The following is a 23,159-nucleotide window of genomic DNA, read 5'->3' on the forward strand; positions in this document are numbered from 1 at the left end:
CCGGTGCACCGAATACTGAGTAAGGTGCCTGGTGCGCAACTGCGATGCATCGAACGGGGACGGACAGGGGGACATGGTCGCGGAGTTATTCGAAGGGCACTATGTATGGCATCCGGCGGCCGACGACCGTGTCCTGGCGAGCGTATGCGTCGATGTGCGCGCCGGCCGTTATCGATACGCGTCCGAGGCCCTCGCCGAGACGCGTGCCGACTTCGGCCTGCGCGCCCACCGCTCGCTGGTGCTGGCCTCCGAGGCCGCCGGCACCGACCTGGTGGAACGCTGGCTGGCCGAGGAGCCGACCCCCGAAGCGGCGCTGATGTGGGCCCGGGTCGCGGTGCAGCGCGCGACGCGGGCCGCCGACGCACGCGACGAGCGCGCCGAGGCGCTGGAACGGATCGCGCTGACCGCCTGCGACCGGGCGGCCGCCATGGCCCCGGACGACCCCACCCCTTGGGTCGCCAAGCTGGCCATGGCCCGGCTGCACCGGCTGCGCGACCCCGCCCCGCAGGGCCTGCTCACCGCCCCGCCCGGCCCCTGGCGCCTGTTCGCGCACATCCTGTCCCTGGACCCGTGGCACCGCGAGGGCCACCACCGCTTCCTGTCGTCCTTCTTCACGCGCCACGGCGGCTCGGTAAACGCGGCCTGGGACGTCGCCGCCTTCCTCAGCCAGCGGGCGCCCGCCGACTCCGCTCTGCGGCTGCTGCCGCTGGTCGCCCTGGTGGAGAGCTACAACCCCACCCAGCTGCTCGCCGACCGTGTCTGGGAACAGCCCCAGTGGCGCTCGACCGCGCTGGCGATCTACCAGAACTGGTTTCCCGCGGCGGCCGGTTACCGCTTCACCCCGGTGCTCGACCTGGCCTACCTCGCGCACGCGCTGGTCATGGCCCAGCGCGAGTTCGAGGCCCGGGCGGTCTTCACGGCGATGGGTCCGTACGCCTCGCGCATGCCCTGGAGTGCCTTCGGTGACCCCGCCGAGCAGCTCTCCCGGGCCCGGCGCGCCTGCGGCCTGCCCGTGCCGGGGGCCGCCTGACACCGCACGCGCTCTGTCCCCCCACCGAGAGAAAGGCAGATCTGTGTCCGAACGGATATCGGCTCCACGGGCGAAGGCTCGTGGGGGAGAGGACCCGGTCGTCATCGATGACGACGCGACCCTGCATGCGATGGGTTATCCCCGGAAACTCACCCGGCGTTTCCAGGCGTTCGACAATTTCGCGATCTCCTTCACCATCATCAATATCCTTTCGGGTATTTTCTCGTCCTTCGGATTCGGTATGAACGCGGGCGGTCCCCGTGTTCTCGTGTTCGGCTGGATCGGCGTGTCCGTCATGGTGCTGTTCATCGGCGCGGCGATGGCTGAGGTCGCCTCCGCCTATCCGACGAGCGGTGCGCTGTATTTCTCGGCGGGCAAACTCGCCAAACGGCACAAGGGCGCCTGGTCCTGGTTCACCGGCTGGCTGAACTTCGTGGGCCAGATCGGCGGCACCGCCGCCACCGGGTATGCGGCGGCCACCTTCATCCAGGCCTTCATCGCCCTGCAGTGGACCTCGTACCGTCCGACCGCGCACCAGACGGTCCTGATCACAGCCGTGATCATCGTGCTCCAGGGCCTCGCCAACACATACACCGTCCAACTCGTCGCCGTACTGAACCGGATTTCCGTGTGGTGGCTGCTGATCGGACTCGTGGTGATCGTGAGTACACTCATAGTGATGCCCCACCATCATCAGCCGGCGTCCTTCGTGACGCATTTCGCGAACAACACCGGCTTCACGAGCGGGCTTTACGGCGGCATGCTCGGGCTACTGGTCGCGAGCTGGACCTTCACCGGGTTCGACGGCAGCTTCCACATGTCCGAGGAAACGGTCCGTGCCACGGTGAACGCACCGCGGGGGATCACCCGCTCCATCGGCTATTCGGCGATCACCGGTCTGATCCTGATGCTGGCACTGGTCTACAGCATTAGCGACTACGGCAAGGTGGCGGGCTCCTCCGCGCCGCCCGTCCAGATTCTCATCGACGGCCTCGGCCTCGGCACCGCGAAGGTGATGCTCCTCGTCGTCATCGGCGCGATGCTCTTCTGCGGTCTCGCCAACCTCACCAGCAACACCCGGCAGATCTTCGCCTTCTCCCGGGACGGCGCCATGCCCGGCTCGCGACTGTGGCACTCGGTCTCGCCGCGTACCCGTACACCCGTGAAGGCCGTGTGGCTCGCGGTGGCCTGCTCGCTCGCCCTGGTGGTCCCGGGCTGGTGGTCGCACACGGCGTTCACCGCGATCGTCAGCGTCAACGTGGTGGGACTCTTCCTCGCCTACGCCGTGCCGATCTTCCTGCGGCTGCGGCTCGGCGACGAGTTCCAGCCCGGCCCCTGGCACCTGGGTCGCTGGGGCCGGCCGATCGGCTGGCTCGCGGTGATCTGGATCGGGCTCAGCAGTGTCCTGTTCATGCTGCCGCAGGCCTCGCCGATCACCGTCGACTCCTTCAACTACGCGCCGATCGCACTGGCCGTCGTCCTGGTCGTGGCCATGGTGTGGTGGTTCGCCACCGCCCGCCGCCGCTTCCAGGGTCCGGTCAGCTACGGCCGCCCCGACGAGGTCGCCGCGATGGACCTCGTCTGACCGCACCGGCCCGGCGCACGGCACTCCGCCCGCGCCGGGGCGTCGTGCCCGGTGAGTCACTCCAGTGGCCCAGACCAATATTGGTGGCGCGCCATGCGGCGGAAGTGCTGGCAGGGGCATGCCGTCTCCTCCATAGTTGGCGCACAACCACCGGACCAGGAACGACTCGGATACTTGGGGGTAACCGAGCTCATGAGCAGAGCCCAGCAGCCGTCCCGCCGAACCGTCCTCACCGCCGCCGTGGTCGCCGCGGTCGCCTCCGGGGCCGTACCCGCGGCCGCCGCCACCGCGAAGACGCCCGCCGCCGACGCCGCCGACCCCACCCAGGTGCCGGCCCGGCCCATCGACTACCACGCCTGGACCACGTACCGCGACTGGTGCTGCGGCACCTCCGAGGGCGTGCGGGCGGTCCCCGGCCTTCGCCCCGGCGTCGAGATCGGCACCGCCGCCGGCCGCACCGACTACACCGACCCGCACACCGGCACCACCGCCAGTTGGGAGTACGCGACCTGGACCTCACCGGTCCACCGGCTCGCCGTGCCCGCGACGGAGGTCATCGCCTCCTGGAACGCGCACACCCCGGACGGCACCTGGCTCCAGACCGAGCTGCGGGGCACGTACACCGACGGCACCGACACGCCCTGGTACGTGATGGGCCGCTGGGCGTCCGGGGACCAGGACATCAAGCGGACCTCGGTGGACGACCAGAAGGACGGCAAGAGCACGATCTGGACCGACACCTTCGCCATCGACGATGCGAGCACCGGCCTGCGCCTGGCCTCGTACCGGCTGCGCCTGACCCTCTACCGCAGGCCGGACACCCTGCTCACCCCGACCGTCTGGCGGCTTGGCGCCATGGGCTCCGACATCCCCGACCGCTTCACCGTGCCGGCCTCCACTCCCGGGCCGGCCCGGGAACTGGGCGTCCCGCGGTACTCGCAGGAGATCCACAAGGGCCAGTACCCGCAGTACGACAACGGCGGCGAGGCCTGGTGCAGCCCCACTTCCTCGCAGATGATCATCGAGTACTGGGGCGGCCGGCTCACCCCCGAGCAGCTGTCCTGGGTCGACCCGGCCTACGCCGACCCCCAGGTGGACCACGCGGCCCGCTTCACCTACGACTACCAGTACCAGGGCTGCGGCAACTGGCCCTTCAACGCCGCCTACGCGGCCACGTTCAAGGACCTTCAGGGCGTGGTCACCCGGCTCGCCTCGCTCACCGAGCTGGAGACGCTGATCGAGGCCGGTGTCCCGGCCATAACGTCCCAGTCCTTCCTGAAGACCGAGCTGACCGGGGCCGGGTACGGCACCTCGGGTCACCTGATGACCGTGATCGGCTTCACCGCGAACGGCGACGTGATCGCCAACGACCCGGCCTCGGCCGACGACGCGGCGGTACGGCGGGTCTACCTGCGGCGGGAGTTCGAGAACATCTGGTTGAGGACCAAGCGGTACAACGCCTCCGGCAAGGTTGTCTCCGGCACCGGAGGGGTCTGCTACCTCTACTTCCCGGCCCACCCGGACCCGCGCCAGCGCAAGGCGCTCGAGGCGGTGGGGGTGTACTGACCCGACCCGTGTGAGCAACGTCTCCGCCGCAGACGCCGTCGCGGGTGGCAAGGTGGACAAATGGGTGGGGGGATTCCACTCCGTACGTCCGACCTCTGCGAGAAACCATGACCGCACAGCAGGCCACCGCCACTCGCGTCCGCACCGGCGGCCCCCAGGAAGACGGTCCGAAGATCCTCGAGCACGTCATGGGCTGGGTGCTCGTCGTGGTGATCGCGATGCTCGTGACCCAGCTCGGCCTGCTCTGACCCGACGCCTTACCCGGTCGGCATGTTCTGACATACTGCGGATGTCCCACCGACCTCCTAGACCAGGGTCGAAATTGAATATGCGTCAACAGCGTGCCGCCATCCGTCCCCGGGCGCGCGGCACCGAGCGTTCCGTGGCGCGTCGCGCCGAACTCATCGCCATCGGGCGGAAGCTGTTCGCCGACACGTCCTACGACGCGCTGTCCATGGACGACATCGCCCGGCAGGCGCATGTCGCCAAGGGGCTGATCTACTACTACTTCCAGTCCAAGCGCGGCTACTACCTCGCGATCATCCAGGACTCCGTCGCCGACCTGGTCACCTTCGCCGCGAGCGGCCTGGAACTGCCCGCCGTGGACCGCGTCCACCGCACCGTCGACAGCTACCTGCGCTTCGCCGAGCACCACCAGGCCGCCTACCGCACCATCGTCAGCGGCGGGGTCGGCTTCGACACCGAGGTGCACGCCATCCGGGACGGTGTGCGCGAGGCGATCATCGACACCATCGCCGAAGGCGCCTACGGCCGCAGCGACATCGCCCCGCTCGCCCGCATGGGCCTGCTCTCCTGGGTGTGCAGCGTCGAGGGTGCCACCCTCGACTGGATAGACCGCCCCGCACTCTCCCGCGACACCATGCGCGACCTGCTGGTGAAGATGCTCGGCGGATCCCTGCGCGCCGTCGAGGAGCTGGATCCGGCCTACCCGGCCCCGTCCGGGGCCCGCCGCGACGCCTGACGGCGAGGAGCGGAGGCTCGTGGTCCTCCGCTCCAAGCCCCCCTGCTCCTGGGCTAGTTGATCGCCTTGATCAGCTCACCGTTGGTGGTGTCGCCGCTCAGCTCCCAGAAGAAGGTGCCGCCGAGACCCTGCTGGTTCTTGTACGTCATCTTCGTGGCGATGGTCGCCGGGGTGTCGTAACTCCACCAGTTGTTGCCGCACTTGGCGTAGGCCGTGCCGCCCACCGTGCCGGTCGCCGGGCACTTGGCCTTGAGCACCTTGTAGTCGTCGATGCCCTGCTCGTACGTCCCCGCCGCCGGGCCCGTCGCCGTGCCGCCCGGCGCCGCCTGTGTGACCCCGGTCCAGCCGCGCCCGTAGAAGCCGATGCCGAGCAGCAGCTTGGAGGCGGGGATGCCGAGGCCCTTCAGCTTGGCGATGGTCGCCGAGGAGTAGTAGTTCGCCTTCGGGATGCCCGAGTAGGAGTTCAGCGGGGAGTGCGGGGCGGTCGGGCCGGTCGAGTCCCAGGCGCCGAAGTAGTCGTACGTCATGGGGTTGTACCAGTCGACGTACTGGGCCGCGCCCGCGTAGTTCGCCGCGTCGATCTTGCCGCCGCTGGTGGCGTCGGCGGTGATCGCCGCGGTGACCAGGTTGCCGGAGCCGAACTTCGACCGCAGGGCGGCCATGACGTTCTTGAAGGCCTCCCGGCCGCTGGTGTCGCAGGTGTTGCCGCAGGCGTTCGGGTACTCCCAGTCGATGTCGATGCCGTCGAAGACGCCCGCCCACTTGGGGTTCTTCACCAGGTCGTAGCAGGACTGGGCGAAGGCGGCCGGGTTCTTCGCGGCCTCGCCGAAGCCGCTGGACCAGGTCCAGCCGCCGAAGGACCACAGGACCTTCAGGCCGGGGTGCTTCTTCTTCAGCTTCAGCAGCTGGTTGAAGTTGCCGCGCAGCGGCTGGTCCCAGGTGTCGGCGGCGCCGTCCACGGACTCGGCGGCGGTGTAGGCGCGGTCGGTGGCCGCGTAGGAGTCTCCCATGGCGCACTTGCCGCCGGTGACATTGCCGAACGCGTAGTTGACGTGGGTCAGCCTGGCCGCGGAGCCCGACGTCTCGATGTTCTTGACGTAGTACTTACGGTCGTAGGTGCCCCATTCGGTGAAGTAGCCGACGACCTTGGAGCCGGCCTTGATCTGGGGAGCGGCCGGAGCCCGCGCGGCGTCCGCTGTGGCGGTGCCCGCCCCGGCCAGCAGCCCGGCGCCGAGAACCACGGAACAGGCGGCGGCGACGAGCGCCCGGATGGGGGTGCCCCCTGCTCGAACGAAGTCGAGAGCTTGGGGGAGTGCGCGGGGGCGGTGGCGAGTGTGCATCGGGTGGCTCCTCGTGGGGGGAGAGGGGAACGCGCGCCGATTGGCATGAACGCGGTAAAGCGTTGGTCATGCACAGTAGGAGGACTAGACCACTGCGTCAATGGTTCGGACCAATTTCGGGAGTGTGGCGGGTTCCGATTGGATTCTTGAAGTAAGCGGTCGTTAACTGGTGACGGGAGGCCGCTGATCGGGCATACTCACGGCACAGAGCCGCTGGTCAGCCGCTTCCGAGACCCGGGAGCGGGCGTCTTCGGCGAACCGGAACGATCAGGCGGAGTCGCCCCCACGACGGGCTGGACCGCCAGTGCTCGACAGGGAGGAGAGCGACGCAATGTCCGACCGCGACCCGCAGCCGGTGGAGCGTCAACTGCCCACGGAAGAGGCGAGGGATCTGCTCGCGCTCGTCCGTGAGATCGCACAGCGCGAGATCGCGCCGAAGGCGGCCGAGGAGGAGGACGCCGGACGCTTCCCGCGTGAGGTCTTCACCCTGCTCTCGGACTCGGGTCTGCTGGGCCTGCCGTACGACTCCGAGTACGGCGGCGGCGAGCAGCCGTACGAGGTCTACCTCCAGGTCCTGGAGGAGCTGGCCGCGGCCCGCCTCACCGTCGGCCTCGGCGTCAGCGTGCACACGCTCGCCTCCTACGCCCTCGCCGCCTACGGCACCAAGCAGCAGCAGGTCGAGCACCTGCCCGCGATGCTCGGCGGCGGACTGCTCGGCGCCTACTGCCTCTCCGAGCCGTCCTCCGGTTCGGACGCGGCCTCCCTGCGCACCAAGGCCGTCCGGGATGGCGACGGCTGGGTGATCACCGGCACCAAGGCATGGATCACGCACGGCGGGATCGCCGACTTCTACACCGTGATGGCCCGCACCGGCGAGGACGGCCCGCGCGGGATCACCGCCTTCCTGGTGCCGGGCGATGCCGAGGGGCTGAGCGGCGCGGCGCCCGAGAAGAAGATGGGCATGAAGGGCAGCCCGACCGCCCAGGTCCACTTCGACGGCGTCCGGGTCTCCGACGACCGGCGCATCGGGGAGGAGGGCCAGGGCTTCTCGATCGCCCTGTCCGCGCTCGACTCCGGGCGGCTCGGCATCGCGGCCTGCGCCATAGGCGTGGCCCAGGCCGCGCTGGACGAGGCGGTCGGCTACGCCACCGGGCGCCGGCAGTTCGGCCGCCCCATCGCCGACTTCCAGGGCCTGCGCTTCATGATCGCCGACATGGCGACCCAGATCGAGGCCGGCCGCGCGCTGTACCTCGCGGCCGCCCGGCTGCGCGACGCGGGCAAGCCGTTCGCCAAGCAGGCGGCCATGGCCAAGCTGCACTGCACCGACACGGCGATGCGGGTCACCACGGACGCCGTGCAGATCCTCGGCGGTTACGGCTACACCGCCGACTTCCCGGCCGAGCGCTACATGCGCGAGGCCAAGGTCCTGCAGATCGTCGAGGGCACCAACCAGATCCAGCGGATGGTCATCGCCCGTCACGTGGCAGGGCCGGAGGGTCGCTGAACTGTCCCCTGCGGACCGTCGGGGCCGCCAGCCTGACCCACTCCGGGTCGTGGCGGCCCGGCAGGGTGCGGCCCCGGTCCTCCCAGGTGCGCATCAGATCACGGTAGATGGGCGGGTCCTGCGGCGTAGGCGGCGGAACCGATTCCGCAGGGCGGGGCACGAAGATGCGGTGCTGACGCCCGGTCGCCCAGTACGTGGCGGTCATGCCTGGGGAACGCGACAGGCGCCGGGCAGGTCACGGCCGGGCGGAATCGAGCGCGAGTTCACGGACGTCCGGTTCCGGCTCTGGTCCCCTCCTGGCATGTGGCATACCGTCAGCGGACTGTCCCTCCAAGGGGAGGAACCGCTGAGGCGGCTCCGGCTGGTCTGCGAGGACGAGCTGTCGTACGACCTCACCTGGACCGTGGCGAGGACCGCTTCCTGATGGTCATCACCCAGGCGGACGCCGACGGCCACCGCTCCCTGAACATGGAGCTCCACACCCTCTACACGGCCCTGCGGCACGCGATCGTCATGCTGCGCGTCGCCTACCGCCAGGCGTGCTTCGGAGAGGTCGGCGTCCCGGCGGACCCGGACACACTGATCCTGCACCGCGGCAGTCTGCGCGCCATGGTGCAGGGCAGCTACTGGGATTGAGCCGGACCGGTCCGCGCGGGCTCAGGCGGCCTGGCCACGCATCACCGGCACGCGCATCGGGCGCGAGCCCGGGCCGCCGACGTGCGAGAAGGGCTGCGTCCGCCAGTTCAGACCCTGGGGGAGAGTGAGCAGCAGGGCCGTGTCCTGCTGCTGCGGCTCGAAGGACTCGTCCGCGGGGCGGGCGTCGGTCGCCGCGCGGCCCGTGCCCGCGCAGACCGTGAGCCCGAACGGGTTCCACGGCGAGGCGCACAGCGCGTGCTCCGGCAGGATCTCCTCGTCCGCCAGCAGCGCGATCGGCTGCGCACAGTCCGGGCAGATCACCCGGTACATCTCGAAGGTGTCGTAGGCGTCGAGCTCCTCGGCCTCGAGGGCGTCGGGTTCGACGCCCTCCGGCTCGGGCTCGACCGCCGGCTGCTGCCGCTTGGACGCGGAACGACCAGGGCGCTTGAGACTCTGCATGGGTTTCTCCCCCTAAGGCTGGGCCGTGAAGGCACTGCGGCCTCGACCACAGCAAGCACTTCCCGTCCGCTCTCGGCGGTAATCACGAGAACATCACGGAGCCCGTTCGAGTGCTGTGGCGTTCGTCACATGCCGTGCGCAGGTGCCCGGTGCGGCGGGTTTTGTGCCGGAGCGGGTGTGACCTGCGTTGCTGAGCTATCCGAGGAGATCAACCGCACTGTAGGTTTTGGCGCCATGGAGGAGCTGGACCGTCAGATCGTGCAGCTGCTCGTCAAGGACGGGCGGATGAGCTACACCGACCTGGGCAAGGCCACGGGCCTGTCCACCTCGGCGGTGCACCAGCGGGTGCGCCGGCTCGAACAGCGTGGTGTCATCCGCGGTTACGCCGCGGTCGTCGACCCCGAGGCCGTAGGGCTGCCCATGACGGCGTTCATCTCGGTCAAACCCTTCGACCCGAGCGCCCCCGACGACATCTCGGACCGCCTCGCCGGCGTCCCCGAGATCGAGGCCTGCCACAGCGTCGCCGGCGACGAGAACTACATCCTCAAGGTGCGCGTGGCCACCCCGCACGAACTGGAGGAGCTGCTCGCCCGGGTGCGCACCCTGGCCGGCGTCTCCACCCGCACCACCGTCGTGCTGTCCACCCCCTACGAGGCGCGTCCCCCGAAGATCTGAACCGGCCGCCCCGGTGCCCGCGGTCTCCCCCGTACGGGAGAGACTGTGGGGCATGAGCGAGCAGTCCGCCGACCCCAAGACCGTCCTCCTGCGCCGCGGAGAGGTCCACAGCCCCGCCGACCCCTTCGCCACCGCGATGGTGGTGGAGCGCGGCCAGGTCGCCTGGGTCGGCTCCGAGGGCGCCGCCGACGCCTTCGCCGACGGCGTGGACGAGGTGGTCGACCTCGACGGCGCCCTGGTCACCCCGGCCTTCACGGACGCCCATGTGCACACCACCGCCACGGGCCTCGCCCTGACCGGCCTGGACCTGTCCGACGCCCCGTCCCTGGCGGCGGCCCTCGCGCTCGTCCGCGACTTCGCCGCGGCCCGCCCGGACGACCGGGTCCTGCTGGGGCACGGCTGGGACGCCGCCCGCTGGCCCGGCGGCCGCCCGCCGACGCGCGCGGAGCTCGACGCGGCCACCGGCGGCCGCCCCCTGTACCTCTCCCGCATCGACGTCCACTCGGCGGTCGTCACCTCGGCGTTGCTCGACCTCGTGCCCGGTCTCAGCCCGGTGGACGGCCCGCTGACCGCAGACGACCACCACGCCGTGCGCGAAGCCGCCCTCGCCGCCATCACCCCCGCCCAGCGCGCCGAGGCCCAGCGCACCGCCCTCGCCCACGCCGCCTCCCTCGGCATCGGATCCGTGCACGAGTGCGGCGGCCCGAAGATCTCCTCCGAGGACGACTTCACGGACCTGCTGAAGCTCGCCGGCGAGGTGCCGGGGCCGAGGGTCATCGGCTACTGGGCGGAGCAGGATGTCGACAATGCCCGCGCACTGGGCGCGCACGGGGCCGCCGGCGACCTCTTCGTGGACGGCGCCCTCGGCTCGCACACCGCCTGCGTGCACCAGCCCTACGCCGACGCGGCCCACACCGGCACCGCCTACCTGGACGCCGACGCCGTCGCCGACCACGTCGTCGCCTGCACGGAGACGGGGCTCCAGGCGGGCTTCCACGCCATCGGCGACGCCGCCGTCGACGCGGTCGTGGAGGGCATGCGCGCAGCCGCCGAGAAGGTCGGCCTGGCCCGCGTCCGCGCCGCCCGGCACCGCGTCGAGCACGCCGAGATGCTGACCCCCGAGACCGTCGCCGCCTTCGCCGAGCTGGGCCTGATCGCCTCGGTCCAGCCCGCCTTCGACGCGCTCTGGGGCGGCGAGGACGGCATGTACGCCCAGCGGCTCGGCGCCGAGCGGGCCCGCACCCTCAACCCGTTCGCCGCCCTGCTGCGCGCCGGCGTGCCCCTCGCGTTCGGCTCCGACAGCCCGGTCACCCCGCTCGACCCCTGGGGCACGGTCCGCGCCGCCGCGTTCCACCGGACCCCGGAGCACCGGGTCTCCGTGCGCGCCGCGTTCACCGCGCACACGCGCGGCGGCTGGCGGGCCATCGGCCGTGACGACGCGGGCGTCCTGGTGCCCGGCGCGCCCGCCGACTACGCCGTCTGGCGAACCGAAGAACTGATCGTCCAGGCCCCCGACGACCGCGTGGCCCGCTGGTCGACCGACCCGCGCTCCGGCACCCCCGGCCTGCCCGACCTGACGCCGGGCCGTGACCTGCCGGTCTGCCTGCGCACCGTCGTGGGCGGACGGACGGTGTTCGTACGGCCGGGCGAGTGATCTCCCGGGGTGGCGCGGCGGTGATCGTCCCCCGCCGCGGCGTCGCCCGACCTGCGCATCCTCCCTGGTCACCACGGCCGGGTGGGCATCAGTGCAGGTCAGGTGGTTGTTGACAGTCGACGGCCGGGGGCCGGTAGGTTCGGCCGAGTCCACCACCGGACGCCCGACCGGGGAGTGTTCGCGCACTCGTCGCAGCGCCGCTGGGTCAGGGACGGTGTGCCGCACCGGGGCACCGTCACTGGGAGCCAGGCTCAGCGCCCGCGCCGACGAGGGAATGTTCCGGCGGTCGGCAAGGTGTGACCCGGGTGGGGCCCGGGTGCTCAGTAGACAACGGCTTTCGGTCGTCCCGCAGCCAGCGGGGCCCAGGTCGGCCCGAAGGGCGCCGGGCCCCCATCCGTCGCGGCACGCAGGTGCCGAAAAGTACGCTCTTACCCCACTCTTGTGGAATCGACACCAGCGTACGAACGAGCGGGCACGTCATCCCAGGCCGTGGCCACTATGGTGGACGCCTGCGTACGACATGAAGGGGCAGCAGTGAACGACGGCGACGGGACCCTCGCGGCCAAGGCCCAGGGGAGGCAGTTCGGTCCGCTCGGCACGGCCTTGGTGATCATCCCGACCTACAACGAGGCGGAGAACATCAAGACCATCGTCGGCCGGGTGCGCCGGGCTGTCCCCGAGGCGCACGTCCTGGTGGCGGACGACAACAGCCCCGACGGCACGGGCAAGCTGGCCGACGAGCTGGCCGCCGAGGACGACCACGTCCAGGTGCTGCACCGCAAGGGCAAGGAGGGCCTGGGCGCCGCCTACCTCGCGGGCTTCCGCTGGGGCCTGGAGCACGGTTACGGCGTGCTGGTCGAGATGGACGCCGACGGCTCCCACCAGCCCGAGGAGCTGCCCCGGCTGCTCACCGCCCTCAAGGGTGCCGACCTGGTGCTCGGCTCGCGCTGGGTGCCCGGCGGCCGGGTGGTGAACTGGCCCAAGTCCAGGGAGTTCCTCTCGCGCGGTGGCAGCACCTACTCGCGCCTCATGCTCGACGTGCCGATCCGTGACGTGACCGGCGGCTACCGCGCCTTCCGCCGCGAGACCCTCGAAGGGCTCGGGCTCGACAAGGTCGCCTCGCAGGGGTACTGCTTCCAGGTCGACCTGGCCCGGCGCGCGGTCAAGGCCGGCTACCACGTCGTCGAGGTGCCCATCACGTTCGTGGAGCGGGAGCTCGGCGACTCCAAGATGAGCCGGGACATCGTCGTGGAGGCGCTGTGGCGGGTCACCGCCTGGGGTGTCGGCGCCCGCGTCGGCAAGCTCACGGGCAAGGACAAGCAGGCCTAGGGAGCCGGCCCGGCCGCACAGCCGCGGCTGATCGTCCCCTTATCCCGCACTGAGCCGCGTCCAGGCACACTGGGAGCATGACGACTGGCGCTCCCACCTCTGCGTCCACCGCCCGGCCCCGGCGTTCCCGGCTGCGCAGGTATCTGCCGCTGGGGATCGCGGTGTGGCTGGTGCTGGAGATCTGGCTGCTGACCCAGGTCGCCGGTGCGGCGGGCGGGCTCACCGTGTTCCTGCTCCTGGTGGCGGGCTTCGTCGCGGGTTCCGTGGTCATCAAGCGGGCGGGGCGGCGCGCCTTCCAGAACCTCAACGAGGCGCTGCAGCGCGGCGGGTCACCGGCGCGTGGCGGCGGCAACGGCCTGATGATGCTCGGCGGCCTGCTGCTGATGATCCCGGGCCTGATCTCCGACGTGGCGGGCCTGCTTCTGCTGCTCCCGCCGGTCCAGAAGGCCGTGAGCCGGTTCGCGGAGCGTGCCCTCGACAGGGGCCTGCGCACGGCCGCCCCGGGCACCCTGGGCGACGCCTTCCAGCAGGCCCGCATCCACCGCCCCGACGGCAAGGTGGTGCAGGGCGAGGTGATCAGGGAGGACGCCAGCCGGGAGCCGGGGGAGCAGTGGCCGCCTCTGACCCGCTGAGTCGGACTCGGCCGTGTGGCCGAGTCGAGCGCTGTGCGGCCGAGTCGGGCGGCTCGGCCGCGCGGCTGCCTCCGGGCAGCACGAAACCGCGGACGCCATATTCACGTACGGCGCCCGCGGTTACTCGTGTGTCTAGCGCTACGCGCTCTTGCGGCTGTCTCGCGGGTGAACGGCGATGTTCATCGCCCCCGAGCGCAGAACCGCCAGGCGCTCCTCGAGGACCTCTTCGAGCTCCTCACGGGTGCGCCGCTCCATCAGCATGTCCCAATGGGTACGCGCGGGCTTGGCCTTCTTCTCCTCAGGGCCGTCGCCGTCCACCAGGAGTGCCTGGGCCCCACAGACCTTGCACTCCCACTCCGGCGGGATCTCCGCCTCGACCGAGAAGGGCATCTCGAAACGGTGCCCCTTCTCACATGCGTACTCCACGGCCTGGCGCGGAGCCAGGTCGATACCGCGGTCCGTCTCGTAGCTGGTCACCACGAGGCGCGTACCGCGAAGAGCTCGCTCACTCATGAATCGTGCCTCCCGGGCTTGTCGCCCACAGGACAGGTGTCGCTGTCGTCGTCATCCGGTCAACGTCCGGTCGGCGGTAAAGATTCCCGTTCCGAGTCCCGTTCCGGGTCGTGCGTCGCCGTCGTAGCCGCCCCTTGTTCTACCCACAGGCGCCCGGTTTGTCACATCTGCTAGCAGATGTCACCCAGCGTTTCGGCATCTTTGACGCGCAGTAACGGTCCGCCTGGCAGGCCAAAGGCGTACACTACCGCCCTTTCGCGCTGAGCGCTAAATCGTTCCTAGATCCTTTCCGGAACAGGGTTGCCGGCCTCGCCGATGGCCCGCCGTACCGGAACCCTCGCGAGCAGGACGAAACCGATGACGAAGAAGGCCACCAGCGAGATGATCGCGGAGCGGTAGCTCCCGGTCAGCTGGTAGGTCACGCCGAACAGCAGCGGGCCGAGCCAGCTCATCCCGCGGTCGCTCATCTCGTACGCGGAGAAGTACTCGGCCTCCTTGCCCGGCGGCACCAGATGCGAGAACAGCGACCGGGACAGCGCCTGGCTGCCGCCGAGCACCAGTCCGATCCCGGACGCCAGCACGAAGAACCACACGGGCGCCCCGGCGGGCAGGAAGTAACCGGCCCCCAGCGTGACCGTCCAGGCCACCAGTGAACCGAGGATCGTCCGCTTCGCCCCGTAGGTCCGGGCGAGCCGCCCCATCGCCAGCGCCCCGGCCACGGCCAGCACCTGCACCAGCAGCACCGCGCCGATGAGCGTCGACTGCCCGAGTCCCAGCTCCTCGGAGCCGTAGACAGAGGCCTGGGAGATCACAGTCTGGATGCCGTCGTTGTAGATGAGGTACGCCAGCAGGAAGGCGAGCGTCAGCGGATGCCGGCGCATGTCCCGGACGGTGGCCGCGAGCTGCCGCAGCCCGGGGGCCGTCGCCCGCTCCACGCGCGACTGCCGGTCGCGCAGCCGGCTCAGCGGTACGAGCGTGAAGACGCCCCACCACAGTCCGGCCGAGGCCAGACAGACGCGGACCGCGGCCGTCTCGGAGAGGCCGAAGGAGTCGTGCGCCGAGTACAGGACGAGGTTGGCCACGAGGACCAGGGAGCCCGCGGCGTAGCCGAAGGCCCAGCCCCGGGAGGAGATCGCGTCGCGCTCCTCGGGCGGGGCGATCTGCGGCAGGTAGGAGTTGTAGAGCATCATCCCGACGGACTGCGCCGCGTTCGCCACGACGAGGAGCACCCCACCGAGCAGATAGCGGTCGCCGTCGAGGAAGAACATGCCCGTCGTCGCGGCCGCCCCCGTGTACGCGGCCGCCCCGAGCAGCGGTTTCTTCCGGCCGGTGCGGTCCGCCGCCGCGCCCACCAGGGGCATCAGCACGACGGCCACGATCACCGACAGGGACACCGAGTAGGCGAAGAAGGAGCCCGCCCGGACCGGTATACCCAGCGGATGCACATAGCCGTCGGCGTCGGCCGCCCTCTCGGCCACCGCGGTGAGGTACGGGCCGAGGAAGACGGTCAGGACGGTCGTGGAATAGACCGAGCACGCCCAGTCGTAGAAGTACCAGCCGCGCTGTTCGCGCCGCAGCCCCGCGGCCTGGTCGGCCGCCTCTGTCCGCACGGTCTCGGTGCCCACCCGTGCCCTCGCTTCCCCGCAGAAGTGCCGTGCGAAGGCGGGCCCGGTCGCCCCGGGTGCTCAGACCCAGACGCCGCGGTCCTCCATGACCTTGCGCAACGTGTCGATGTGATCGGTCATGATGCCATCGACACCCAGGTCCAGGAGCCGGTGCATCCGCTCCGGTTCGTTGATCGTCCACACGTGCACCTGCAGCCCGCGCGCGTGGGCGGCGCGGACGAAGCGCTCGTCGACCACCGGGACGCCGGACTGGGCCTCGGGCACCTGCGCGGCGACCGCGGAACGGCGCACCGAGGCCGGCAGCCCCCAGGAGCGCAGCCGAAGAGTGAGCACCCCGCGCGTGCCGAACGAGGTGGCCAGGCGCGGCCCGGCCAGCCGCTGCGCCCGCAGTACCCGCGCCTCGGAGAAGGAGCCCACGCAGACCCGGCCCCAGGCGTTCGTGCGCTCGATCAGCTCCAGGAAGGGCCGCAGGGCCGGCTCCGCCTTGAGGTCCACGTTCCAGCGGACCTCGGGGAAGGTCTCCAGCAGCTCCTCGAAGAGCGGTACGGGTTCCCGCCCTCCCACGCGCGCGTGGGACACGTCCTGCCACGGCAGGTCGGCGATGCGGCCCGCGCCGTCGGTGACCCGGTCGAGCGTGCTGTCGTGGAAGGCGACGAGCTTGCCGTCCGCCGTCGTGTGGACGTCGGTCTCGATGTACCGGTAGCCCAGGTCGACCGCGCGCCGGAACTGCGCCACGGTGTTCTCCAGCCCGTCGGCCGCCCCGCCACGGTGGGCGAAGGCGATGGGGCCGGGATGGTCGAGATAGGGGTGGCGTATCGCGGTGGTCACGGACGCAGTATCGCCCCTTCCGGTTGCCCGGTGGCAACGATTGTGCTTCGCCCCGGTGCCGAAGGGGCGGCGAAGACACGCAGGAAGAACTGGGCGAGCGGGCCGATGGACAGCGCGTACAGGACGGTGCCGATGCCGACGGTGCCGCCGAGGGTGAAGCCGGTCGCGACGACGGTGACCTCCACGATCGTGCGGATCAGCCGGATCGAGCGGCCCGTGCGCCGCTTCAGTCCGGTCATCAGGCCGTCGCGCGGGCCCGGCCCGAAGCCGGCGGAGATGTAGAGGCCGGTCGCCATGCCGTTGAGCACGACGCCAGCGAGGAGAAGGGGCACCCGGACCGCCAGGGAGTGCGCGTCCGGGAGCGCGGCCAGGGTGGCGTCCATGGCGAAACCGATCACCAGGACGTTGGAGACGGTGCCGAGCCCGGGGCGCTGCCGCAGCGGGATCCACAGCAACAGGACGGCCGCCCCCACGATCGTCAGGACCAGACCCATGCTGAGTCCGGTGAGTTCGGCGAGTCCCTGGTGCAGGACGTTCCAGGGCTCGAGCCCGAGACCCGCCTTCACCAGGAGCGCGGAACTCACGCCGTACAGCGCGAGTCCCGCGTACAGCATGGAAAGACGTCGGCCGAGACGACTGGGTCCGAGACGACGACTGGGTCCGAGACGACTGGGTCCGAGACGGCCGGGACGACCGGGAGTGGACACGACATACCCCCCTGGGTGGTGGCAGTGGCCTGATGCATGTCACTCTGTGGCTTGGGATGAAAACCTATCCATGGCCAATTCGGGGAAGGTGGACTGATCGTCATGGCGCAGTGGACCTCAGCGGTGGGGGCCGCGCAGCTCGCCCGGCTGCTCACCTCCCAGCAGGACCGCCCGGCCGGCCCCGGCACGCGCCGACCGCCCGCCTACCGCGCACTCGCCGACGGCATCCGGCTCCTGGTCCTCGAAGGCCGCGTGCCCGTGGCCGCCCGGCTCCCCGCCGAGCGCGAACTGGCCCTGGCTCTCTCCGTCAGCCGTACGACGGTCGCGGCCGCCTACGAGGCCCTGCGCACCGAGGGTTTCCTGGAGTCCCGGCGTGGCGCGGGCAGCTGGACCGCCGTCCCGGCGGGCAATCCGCTTCCCGCGCGCGGACTGGAGCCACTGCCTCCGGAGGCCCTCGGCTCGGTGATCGACCTGGGCTGCGCCTCGCTGCCGGCCCCGGAGCCATGGCTTACCCGTGCCGTGCAGGGGGCGCTGGAGGAACTGCCGCCGTACGCCCACACACACGGCGACTACCCGGCCGGACTGCCGGCACTGCGCGCGATGATCGCCGAGCGCTACACCGCGCGTGGGATCCCCACCATGCCCGAGCAGATCATGGTGACGACCGGTGCGATGGGTGCCATCGACGCGATCTGCCATCTCTTCGCGGGCCGCGGTGAACGCATCGCCGTCGAGTCGCCGTCCTACGCCAACATCCTCCAGCTGATGCGGGAGGCGGGCGCGCGACTCGTGCCCGTCGCCATGGCCGAGGGGCTGACCGGCTGGGACATGGACCGCTGGCGCCAGGTCCTGCGCGAGGCCGCGCCCCGGCTCGCCTACGTCGTCGCCGACTTCCACAACCCGACGGGCGCGCTCGCCGACGAGAACCAGCGGCGTCGGCTGGTGGACGCGGCCCGCTCGGCCGGGACCGTCCTCGTGGCCGACGAGACGATGACCGAGCTGTGGCTCGACGAGTCGTTCGGCGAGGGCGCGATGCCGCGTCCGGTCTGCAGCTTCGACCCGGCGGGCTCGACCGTCATCACGGTGGGCTCGGCCAGCAAGGCGTTCTGGGCCGGCATGCGGATCGGCTGGGTGCGTGCCGCCCCGGACGTGATCCGCAGCCTGGTCGCCGCGCGTGCGTACGCCGATCTCGGCACCCCTGTTCTGGAGCAGCTGGCCGTGAACTGGCTGTTCAGCACAGGCGGTTGGGAACAGGCCGTCGCCCTGCGGCGGAGCCAGGCGCGCGAGAACCGGGACGCCCTGGTGGCCGCGGTGCGCCGCGAACTGCCCGACTGGGAGTTCGAGATCCCCCAGGGCGGCCTGACCCTCTGGGTCCGCGCCGGCGGTCTCTCGGGCTCGCGGCTCGCCGAAGCGGGGGAGCGGGTCGGCGTCCGCGTGCCCTCCGGCCCCCGCTTCGGAGTCGACGGCGCCTTCGAGGGCTACCTCCGCCTCCCGTTCACGGTCGGCGGAGCGGTGGCGGAGGAGGCGGCTGCGCGCCTTGCCGCGGCGGCGCGCCTGGTGGAAACGGGGGCGACCGGTGGCACCGAGGCGCCCCGCACGTTCGTGGCGTAGCGGGGGGACGGCCGCGGTTCTGTGCAGCTGCGGGCCCGGTGCCCGGCTGCGGGGGTGCGGGGTCTGGTCGCGTGGTTCCTCGCGCCCTTGGGGAGTTGCAGTCCTGTCGGCTGCGTGGGGGCCGTAGCCGCGGACCGGCTGCTGCGGCCGTCGTGCCTGCGTGGTCCCCCCGCTCGAGCGAAGCCGAGAGCTTGGGGGAGGGTAGGCGCAGCGGCACCCTGCCGGTGCCGGTGAGCGAGACCCGTCCCCGCCCAGCCGCAGCCGACGGTCGCTTACGAACTCTCGGCGCCGACAGCCTCCGCAGCCAACGGCTCCGTCTCAGGTGCGGCCTCGACCGGAGTCGTCCGCGGGGGCAGCAACTCCAGCACCGCCTGCCGGTCGGCGTCGGTGGTCGCGTCGTCGTAAGGGTCAGGAGTCGACGGCACCTGAAGCCGATGCACCGGTCCCGACCCCAGCCGCGCATACCCCCGCCCCGGTGGCACCTGCGCCGGCGGCGTCGTGCGCGCCGGCACTCCCAGTACCGCCTCCACCTGCGCAGGCGCCGCAGGCCCCAGCACGACACGCGCGCGCGTGTGCTGCCGTACCCCCTCGCTCAACGCATCCGCGCTGTCGAACTGTTCGGCCACGGCCACGGTCACGTTCGCCGCGCGGCCGTGCCGCAACGGCATCTGGAGAAGGGCCTGCGGGTCCTTGCGGCCGTCCGCCGCCATGAGGTGGGTGAAGACGCTCGGCCGGTCCAGCAGGATCCACAGTGGGCGCCGGGTGTCCTCGGGCGGCGGGTCGCCCGCCTGGCGGGCCCGGTTGATGGCGATGAGCCGCCGCTCGGTCTCCTGCGCGGCCCACTCCAGGCTGGCCAGCGCCCCGGCCGGCGCGCACTCGACGGCCAGCACACCGTCCCGTCCGATCAGACAGGCGTACTCGCCGGTGCCGCCGCCGTCGACGATCAGTACGTCGCCGTGCTGGAGCGCCTGCAGGGCGATCGAGCGCAGCAGGGTCGAGGTGCCGCTGCCGGGATGGCCCATGGCCAGCAGGTGCGGCTCGGTCGAGCGGATGCCGGTGCGCCAGACGACCGGCGGGACGTCACGCTGTTCCTCTCCGTAGGAGAGGGGGAGCGTCCGGTGGACCTCGCTCGGGTCGGTGAACCCGAGCACGGTCTCGCCCGGCGCGGTGACGAAGCGCTGGGCCGCGATGTCGGTGGGCAGCGGGGCGAGGACGGTCACCGTCAGCCGGTTGCCCTCCTCGTCCCACTCGAAGTGGTACTCACGGCCCCGCCCGGCCTTTGCGGTGAGCAGGTGCTCGATCCGCGCGCGGGCCGCGGGCTCGCCGTCCGGGAAGTACGCGGGATAGCGGATCACGAGATGACCGAAGCGCCCGCCGTCGTCGAACTCGTGTGTGTCGAAGGCCTTCTCCCACTCCCCGCCGTGCGCGTACAGCGGTGCCGGGTCCTCGGCGGTGGAGAAGTACGGCACCAGCGCCTCGTACACGGACTGGAGCCGCTCGGTCTGTGACTCGTCCGGCCCGTCGGAGGCCGGCGGGGTGCGGTCGCGGCCCTGCCAGGCCGCCGCCGCCATCAAGGTGATGGCGGCGAGCAGCGGTCCGTACGGCACCAGCGCCACGAACAGGACCACGGAGGCCGCCAGGAACAGCAGCGGCCCACGCTTGTCCTTGGGTGTCTCGGCCCACCTGCGCCGCCCGGCCGAGGCCAGCCGGCGCAGCCCGCGCGAGATGGTGATCAGCGGGTGGAGGACGTCGGTGGCGCTGTCGGCCGCCGTCCGGGCCAGCTCCCGGCTCCGGGCGATCTGCGTCCGGGCGATCTGTGCGCTGTCTTTGCTCAGAATGCGAGGGAGAGGGCGCCGGGCCACTGCTGTCTCCTGTTGGTGCGTACGGGCGGGAGGTGGGGCGTCAGAACTTGATGCCGCCGAGGAGGCTCGCCAGGCTCTCGCCGCCGGCCTTGATGCTGGGGGCGATGGCCGTGCTCGACAGGTAGAAGCCGAACAGGGCCGAGACGGCGGCGTGCGAACCCTTGAGCCCGTCCTTCCTGAAGAAGAGGAAGACGATGATGCCGAGCAGGAGCACGCCTGACAGGGAGAGGATCATTTGAGGTCTCCTGGTGTCGAGAGGGGACAGTCACCATGAGTACTTCCAGGATCACAGGATGTGTCTATACGATAAAAGGTGCAAGTGGGTGAAATTCGGCCGATTTCCCCCGGGTGGCGGAGCCGTCATGGGCCGGTTGGGCAGGGCACTTGCGTCCGGCGGGGTCTGCAGTGATCTTTACCTCGGGCACTTCGGGTCATGTGAGGCGCGAGCCAGTACCCTTGCGATTCACCTGAACGGTTGTAAGAGAGGCGGTCCGGCCGATGAGCGAAGCCCCCGACCCCGAGGTCGTGGAGCTGGCGACCAAGATCTTCGATCTGGCCCGGCAGGGGCAGACCGAGGAGCTGGTGGCGTACGTCGACAAGGGCGTTCCGGCCAACCTCACCAACGACCGCGGCGACTCCCTCGTGATGCTCGCCGCCTACCACGGTCACGCCGACGCGGTGCGCGCCCTGCTCGCCCGGGGCGCGGACGTGGACCGGATCAACGACCGAGGCCAGACCCCGCTCGCTGGAGCCGTCTTCAAGGGTGAGACGGAAGTGATCGCCGCCCTCCTGGAGGGCGGCGCCGATCCCGCCGCGGGTACTCCCTCGGCCGTCGACACGGCACGCATGTTCGGTAAGACGGAACTCCTGGAACTGTTCGGCGCACACTGATGCGGACGTCCTGACCAGGTACGACACAGAAAACGGGGGAGGCGGTACAGGGCCGCCGGAAATACGGTCGCGGCAGCACACACCGCGGGTCATCATGACGACGTGATTCACGGACGCGATGGCTGGGCAGGTGTTGCCGCACCGCGCGGACCGTGATGCGGTCCGCATGGGCCACCGACGAGAGGCAGAGAGAAATGGTCTACAGCAAGCAAGAGACGGCGGGCGCTCCGACGTTGTGTCACGCGGCCAGGTAATGCGTGTTTCCCGGTTGCGTCGACGCTTGATGTGAGGCTGTTTCCCATGTTCGATCCGGTCATAGCGCCCAGCGGTACGCTGCTCGGCCTGCTCCAGCGCGGCCGTGGCGACGGCACGTTGCACGCGCTCACCGCCCCGCGAGCGGAGGCGCTCGCGGCCCTGAACCACTGTGTGCTGCGCGACCCCCGCCACGACTGGCAGGTGGAGAACCGCTCCCTCTACTACGCCCGGCTCTACCTCGACCTGAACGGCGAGCTGGACGCCATCGAGGCGCACCTCTTCGACCCCGAGGACGTCCTCGACACCGACGAGTCCCGCACCGGCCTCGCCCTGGCGGTCCTCGGGCACCTCGCCTCCTACGGCAGGCGGGACGCGCTCGGACTGCTGCGCAGGTACGCCGCCCACGGGTCCAGCTGGGCCTGGGCCCTGGACGAGCTGGCCCTCAGGGACGACGACGCGGGCCTGCGCGCCCTCGCCGCCCCTGTCCTGGCCCGCTTCTCCACCGACCCCGAGGGCGAGGCCGAGCTGGCCGCCGCCGTGCGCGACGCCTTCGAGCCAAGGCCCTGGCGGCTGTGGGCCGAGGATCCGCGCGAATCGATCGCCACGCGCGTGCGTGCCGCCCAGGAAGCGGGCTGTTTCGACCGCTGGCAGCGCCAGATGCGGCCCACCGGGCCACGGCCCGGGTGGAGCGTGCGAGCCGTCTTCGAGTGGGCCCAGCAGGGCATCGAGCGCGGCGCCGCCCTGCATGTCCCGGCCGCCCGCTGCCTGGTCGCCGTGGCCGGCCCCGAGGACCGGCCGGAGATCCTCCAGGCCGCGAGGAACGGCATCGACGGCGCACGCTGCACGGCATTGCGTTACCTGGCCGACAACAACGACCCCGACGCCCTCGAACTGATCGAGGCCGCTGTCGCCGACGGACCGACCGTCGTCGTGGAGGCCGCCGTCGACGCCTTCGAACGGATGTGCAGTATCGCCGCCGTGGACCGCGCGCGCCGCTGGGCCCAGCGCCCCGACGCCCTCGGAGCCGCCGCCGGACGCATGCTTGCCTGTCGCGGCGGAGCCCAGGACAGCGACCTCGTCCTCGGCGCCCTGCGCGAGGCCGTACGGGGTGACGGCCCCGACGCGCCGACGCTGTGGACCCTGGTGGACGGCACCGGACGCCTCGGCATCGCCTGCGCGGCCCCCGTCTTGCGCCACATCTACCGGGAGACGGCCTCCTCCCATCTCCGCGGCCGCGCCGCCCGCGCCCTGGCCGCCACCGACCCCTCCTTCGCCACCGGCTTCGCCGTCGAGTGCCTGTGGGACTGCGAGGAGACCACCCGGGAAATCGCCGCCCGGCACGCCGAGACCGGCGACGCCCGGGTCGTCGAACGACTCCGCCGCCTCGCCGCCGACCCTGCCGAGGAGGCCGAGGTACAGACAGCGGTCCGCAGCCGCTTCGGGCCGGACGCACAGACCATGTGACCTCGCCGAGC

General features: G+C 71.2%; 22 protein-coding genes and 1 pseudogene. 15 read left to right on the forward strand and 8 right to left on the reverse strand.

Going from position 1 to position 23,159, the window contains the following annotated elements:
* Positions 1 to 73: 73 nt before the first annotated feature.
* The 5 genes from ACWC5O_RS20630 (at position 74) to ACWC5O_RS20650 (ending at position 5,163) form a co-directional block, all read left to right on the forward strand.
* Entirely contained in the window at positions 74 to 1,030 is a 957-nt protein-coding gene (locus ACWC5O_RS20630; protein WP_450588772.1) for a hypothetical protein, read from the forward strand.
* 43 nt (positions 1,031 to 1,073) lie between these two features.
* A complete protein-coding gene (locus ACWC5O_RS20635) occupies positions 1,074 to 2,615 on the forward strand; it encodes an amino acid permease (RefSeq protein WP_450588774.1) in 1,542 nt (513 codons plus the stop codon).
* A gap of 192 nt (positions 2,616 to 2,807) precedes the next feature.
* Positions 2,808 to 4,181 (forward strand): peptidase C39 family protein, encoded by a 1,374-nt coding sequence (locus tag ACWC5O_RS20640; protein WP_450588776.1) that lies wholly within the window; start codon positions 2,808 to 2,810, stop codon positions 4,179 to 4,181.
* 107 nt (positions 4,182 to 4,288) lie between these two features.
* Positions 4,289 to 4,429, forward strand: coding sequence for an SCO1431 family membrane protein (locus ACWC5O_RS20645; protein ID WP_450588778.1), 141 nt, complete (start codon positions 4,289 to 4,291; stop codon positions 4,427 to 4,429).
* Positions 4,430 to 4,503: 74 nt separating this feature from the next.
* Positions 4,504 to 5,163 carry a TetR/AcrR family transcriptional regulator gene (locus ACWC5O_RS20650; RefSeq protein WP_450588780.1) on the forward strand — a complete coding sequence of 220 codons (660 nt, stop codon included), beginning with the start codon at positions 4,504 to 4,506 and terminating at the stop codon, positions 5,161 to 5,163.
* A 53-nt stretch (positions 5,164 to 5,216) separates the two neighbouring features.
* Here the strand turns inward: ACWC5O_RS20650 and ACWC5O_RS20655 are convergent, their stop codons facing one another.
* The gene (locus ACWC5O_RS20655; protein WP_450588781.1) at positions 5,217 to 6,503 is read right to left on the reverse strand and encodes a glycoside hydrolase family 18 protein; all 1,287 of its coding nucleotides are present in this window, start codon (positions 6,501 to 6,503) and stop codon (positions 5,217 to 5,219) included.
* A 331-nt stretch (positions 6,504 to 6,834) separates the two neighbouring features.
* Between ACWC5O_RS20655 and ACWC5O_RS20660 the strand changes: the two genes are divergently transcribed.
* The 3 genes and pseudogenes from ACWC5O_RS20660 to ACWC5O_RS20670 all read left to right on the forward strand — a co-directional run.
* Entirely contained in the window at positions 6,835 to 8,007 is a 1,173-nt protein-coding gene (locus ACWC5O_RS20660) for an acyl-CoA dehydrogenase family protein (RefSeq protein ID WP_450588783.1), read from the forward strand.
* A 301-nt stretch (positions 8,008 to 8,308) separates the two neighbouring features.
* Positions 8,309 to 8,431: a hypothetical protein gene (locus ACWC5O_RS20665; RefSeq protein WP_450588854.1), complete on the forward strand. Its 123-nt coding sequence runs from the start codon at positions 8,309 to 8,311 to the stop codon at positions 8,429 to 8,431.
* Positions 8,407 to 8,643 (forward strand): annotated as a pseudogene (locus ACWC5O_RS20670) (phosphotransferase family protein); the annotation flags it as partial. The gene ACWC5O_RS20665 and the pseudogene ACWC5O_RS20670, both read left to right, overlap by 25 nt.
* Positions 8,644 to 8,664: 21 nt before the next feature.
* On the opposite strand, the gene ACWC5O_RS20675 reads toward ACWC5O_RS20670, so the two are convergent.
* Entirely contained in the window at positions 8,665 to 9,102 is a 438-nt protein-coding gene (locus ACWC5O_RS20675) for a hypothetical protein (RefSeq protein WP_450588785.1), read from the reverse strand.
* A gap of 234 nt (positions 9,103 to 9,336) precedes the next feature.
* Here ACWC5O_RS20675 and ACWC5O_RS20680 point away from each other — a divergent pair, with 234 nt between their 5' ends.
* The 4 genes from ACWC5O_RS20680 to fxsA all read left to right on the forward strand — a co-directional run bounded on the left by ACWC5O_RS20680 (position 9,337) and on the right by fxsA (position 13,392).
* On the forward strand, positions 9,337 to 9,777 hold the full coding sequence (locus tag ACWC5O_RS20680) for an Lrp/AsnC family transcriptional regulator (protein WP_094220813.1): 441 nt from the start codon (positions 9,337 to 9,339) through the stop codon (positions 9,775 to 9,777).
* A gap of 52 nt (positions 9,778 to 9,829) precedes the next feature.
* Positions 9,830 to 11,431, forward strand: coding sequence for an amidohydrolase (locus ACWC5O_RS20685; RefSeq protein WP_450588786.1), 1,602 nt, complete (start codon positions 9,830 to 9,832; stop codon positions 11,429 to 11,431).
* Positions 11,432 to 11,965: 534 nt separating this feature from the next.
* Positions 11,966 to 12,760 (forward strand): polyprenol monophosphomannose synthase, encoded by a 795-nt coding sequence (locus tag ACWC5O_RS20690; RefSeq protein ID WP_450588788.1) that lies wholly within the window; start codon positions 11,966 to 11,968, stop codon positions 12,758 to 12,760.
* Between the two features lie 77 nt (positions 12,761 to 12,837).
* Positions 12,838 to 13,392, forward strand: a complete 555-nt coding sequence (gene fxsA, locus ACWC5O_RS20695; RefSeq protein WP_450588790.1) for an FxsA family membrane protein — start codon at positions 12,838 to 12,840, stop codon at positions 13,390 to 13,392.
* Between the two features lie 138 nt (positions 13,393 to 13,530).
* Here fxsA and ACWC5O_RS20700 read toward each other — a convergent pair whose 3' ends face one another.
* The 4 genes from ACWC5O_RS20700 to yczE all read right to left on the reverse strand — a co-directional run bounded on the left by ACWC5O_RS20700 (position 13,531) and on the right by yczE (position 16,972).
* Positions 13,531 to 13,905, reverse strand: coding sequence for an RNA polymerase-binding protein RbpA (locus ACWC5O_RS20700; RefSeq protein ID WP_003977404.1), 375 nt, complete (start codon positions 13,903 to 13,905; stop codon positions 13,531 to 13,533).
* Between the two features lie 278 nt (positions 13,906 to 14,183).
* Positions 14,184 to 15,530: an MFS transporter gene (locus ACWC5O_RS20705; protein ID WP_450588792.1), complete on the reverse strand. Its 1,347-nt coding sequence runs from the start codon at positions 15,528 to 15,530 to the stop codon at positions 14,184 to 14,186.
* A gap of 60 nt (positions 15,531 to 15,590) precedes the next feature.
* On the reverse strand, positions 15,591 to 16,358 hold the full coding sequence (locus ACWC5O_RS20710; protein WP_450588794.1) for a glycerophosphodiester phosphodiesterase: 768 nt from the start codon (positions 16,356 to 16,358) through the stop codon (positions 15,591 to 15,593).
* Positions 16,355 to 16,972, reverse strand: a complete 618-nt coding sequence (yczE, locus tag ACWC5O_RS20715) for a membrane protein YczE (protein WP_450588796.1) — start codon at positions 16,970 to 16,972, stop codon at positions 16,355 to 16,357. Before yczE ends, ACWC5O_RS20710 begins: the two co-directional genes overlap by 4 nt.
* Positions 16,973 to 17,167: 195 nt before the next feature.
* Between yczE and ACWC5O_RS20720 the strand changes: the two genes are divergently transcribed.
* Positions 17,168 to 18,676 carry an SCO1417 family MocR-like transcription factor gene (locus ACWC5O_RS20720; RefSeq protein ID WP_450588797.1) on the forward strand — a complete coding sequence of 503 codons (1,509 nt, stop codon included), beginning with the start codon at positions 17,168 to 17,170 and terminating at the stop codon, positions 18,674 to 18,676.
* Between the two features lie 272 nt (positions 18,677 to 18,948).
* Here ACWC5O_RS20720 and ACWC5O_RS20725 read toward each other — a convergent pair whose 3' ends face one another.
* Positions 18,949 to 20,538, reverse strand: coding sequence for a hypothetical protein (locus ACWC5O_RS20725; protein ID WP_450588799.1), 1,590 nt, complete (start codon positions 20,536 to 20,538; stop codon positions 18,949 to 18,951).
* 40 nt (positions 20,539 to 20,578) lie between these two features.
* Complete coding sequence (locus ACWC5O_RS20730; RefSeq protein WP_094220804.1) at positions 20,579 to 20,773, reverse strand: hypothetical protein; 195 nt, start codon at positions 20,771 to 20,773, stop codon at positions 20,579 to 20,581.
* A gap of 263 nt (positions 20,774 to 21,036) precedes the next feature.
* On the opposite strand from ACWC5O_RS20730, the gene ACWC5O_RS20735 reads away from it, so the two are divergent.
* Entirely contained in the window at positions 21,037 to 21,429 is a 393-nt protein-coding gene (locus ACWC5O_RS20735; RefSeq protein ID WP_450588801.1) for an ankyrin repeat domain-containing protein, read from the forward strand.
* A gap of 300 nt (positions 21,430 to 21,729) precedes the next feature.
* On the forward strand, positions 21,730 to 23,148 hold the full coding sequence (locus ACWC5O_RS20740; protein WP_450588803.1) for a HEAT repeat domain-containing protein: 1,419 nt from the start codon (positions 21,730 to 21,732) through the stop codon (positions 23,146 to 23,148).
* The last annotated feature ends 11 nt before the right edge of the window (positions 23,149 to 23,159 follow it).

Source organism: Streptomyces sp. NPDC001450 (assembly GCF_053597295.1).

What these genes read in the sequence shown, in the direction of transcription:
- ACWC5O_RS20630 (WP_450588772.1), top strand. Translation starts at nt 74, where the DNA reads ATGGTCGCGGAGTTATTCGAAGGGCACTATGTATGGCATCCGGCGGCC.
- ACWC5O_RS20640 (WP_450588776.1), top strand. Translation starts at nt 2,808, where the DNA reads ATGAGCAGAGCCCAGCAGCCGTCCCGCCGAACCGTCCTCACCGCCGCC.
- ACWC5O_RS20645 (WP_450588778.1), top strand. Translation starts at nt 4,289, where the DNA reads ATGACCGCACAGCAGGCCACCGCCACTCGCGTCCGCACCGGCGGCCCC.
- ACWC5O_RS20655 (WP_450588781.1), bottom strand. Translation starts at nt 6,503, where the DNA reads ATGCACACTCGCCACCGCCCCCGCGCACTCCCCCAAGCTCTCGACTTC.
- ACWC5O_RS20660 (WP_450588783.1), top strand. Translation starts at nt 6,835, where the DNA reads ATGTCCGACCGCGACCCGCAGCCGGTGGAGCGTCAACTGCCCACGGAA.
- ACWC5O_RS20665 (WP_450588854.1), top strand. Translation starts at nt 8,309, where the DNA reads ATGTGGCATACCGTCAGCGGACTGTCCCTCCAAGGGGAGGAACCGCTG.
- ACWC5O_RS20675 (WP_450588785.1), bottom strand. Translation starts at nt 9,102, where the DNA reads ATGCAGAGTCTCAAGCGCCCTGGTCGTTCCGCGTCCAAGCGGCAGCAG.
- ACWC5O_RS20680 (WP_094220813.1), top strand. Translation starts at nt 9,337, where the DNA reads ATGGAGGAGCTGGACCGTCAGATCGTGCAGCTGCTCGTCAAGGACGGG.
- ACWC5O_RS20685 (WP_450588786.1), top strand. Translation starts at nt 9,830, where the DNA reads ATGAGCGAGCAGTCCGCCGACCCCAAGACCGTCCTCCTGCGCCGCGGA.
- fxsA (WP_450588790.1), top strand. Translation starts at nt 12,838, where the DNA reads ATGACGACTGGCGCTCCCACCTCTGCGTCCACCGCCCGGCCCCGGCGT.
- ACWC5O_RS20700 (WP_003977404.1), bottom strand. Translation starts at nt 13,905, where the DNA reads ATGAGTGAGCGAGCTCTTCGCGGTACGCGCCTCGTGGTGACCAGCTAC.
- yczE (WP_450588796.1), bottom strand. Translation starts at nt 16,972, where the DNA reads ATGCTGTACGCGGGACTCGCGCTGTACGGCGTGAGTTCCGCGCTCCTG.
- ACWC5O_RS20720 (WP_450588797.1), top strand. Translation starts at nt 17,168, where the DNA reads ATGGCGCAGTGGACCTCAGCGGTGGGGGCCGCGCAGCTCGCCCGGCTG.
- ACWC5O_RS20730 (WP_094220804.1), bottom strand. Translation starts at nt 20,773, where the DNA reads ATGATCCTCTCCCTGTCAGGCGTGCTCCTGCTCGGCATCATCGTCTTC.
- ACWC5O_RS20735 (WP_450588801.1), top strand. Translation starts at nt 21,037, where the DNA reads ATGAGCGAAGCCCCCGACCCCGAGGTCGTGGAGCTGGCGACCAAGATC.
- ACWC5O_RS20740 (WP_450588803.1), top strand. Translation starts at nt 21,730, where the DNA reads ATGTTCGATCCGGTCATAGCGCCCAGCGGTACGCTGCTCGGCCTGCTC.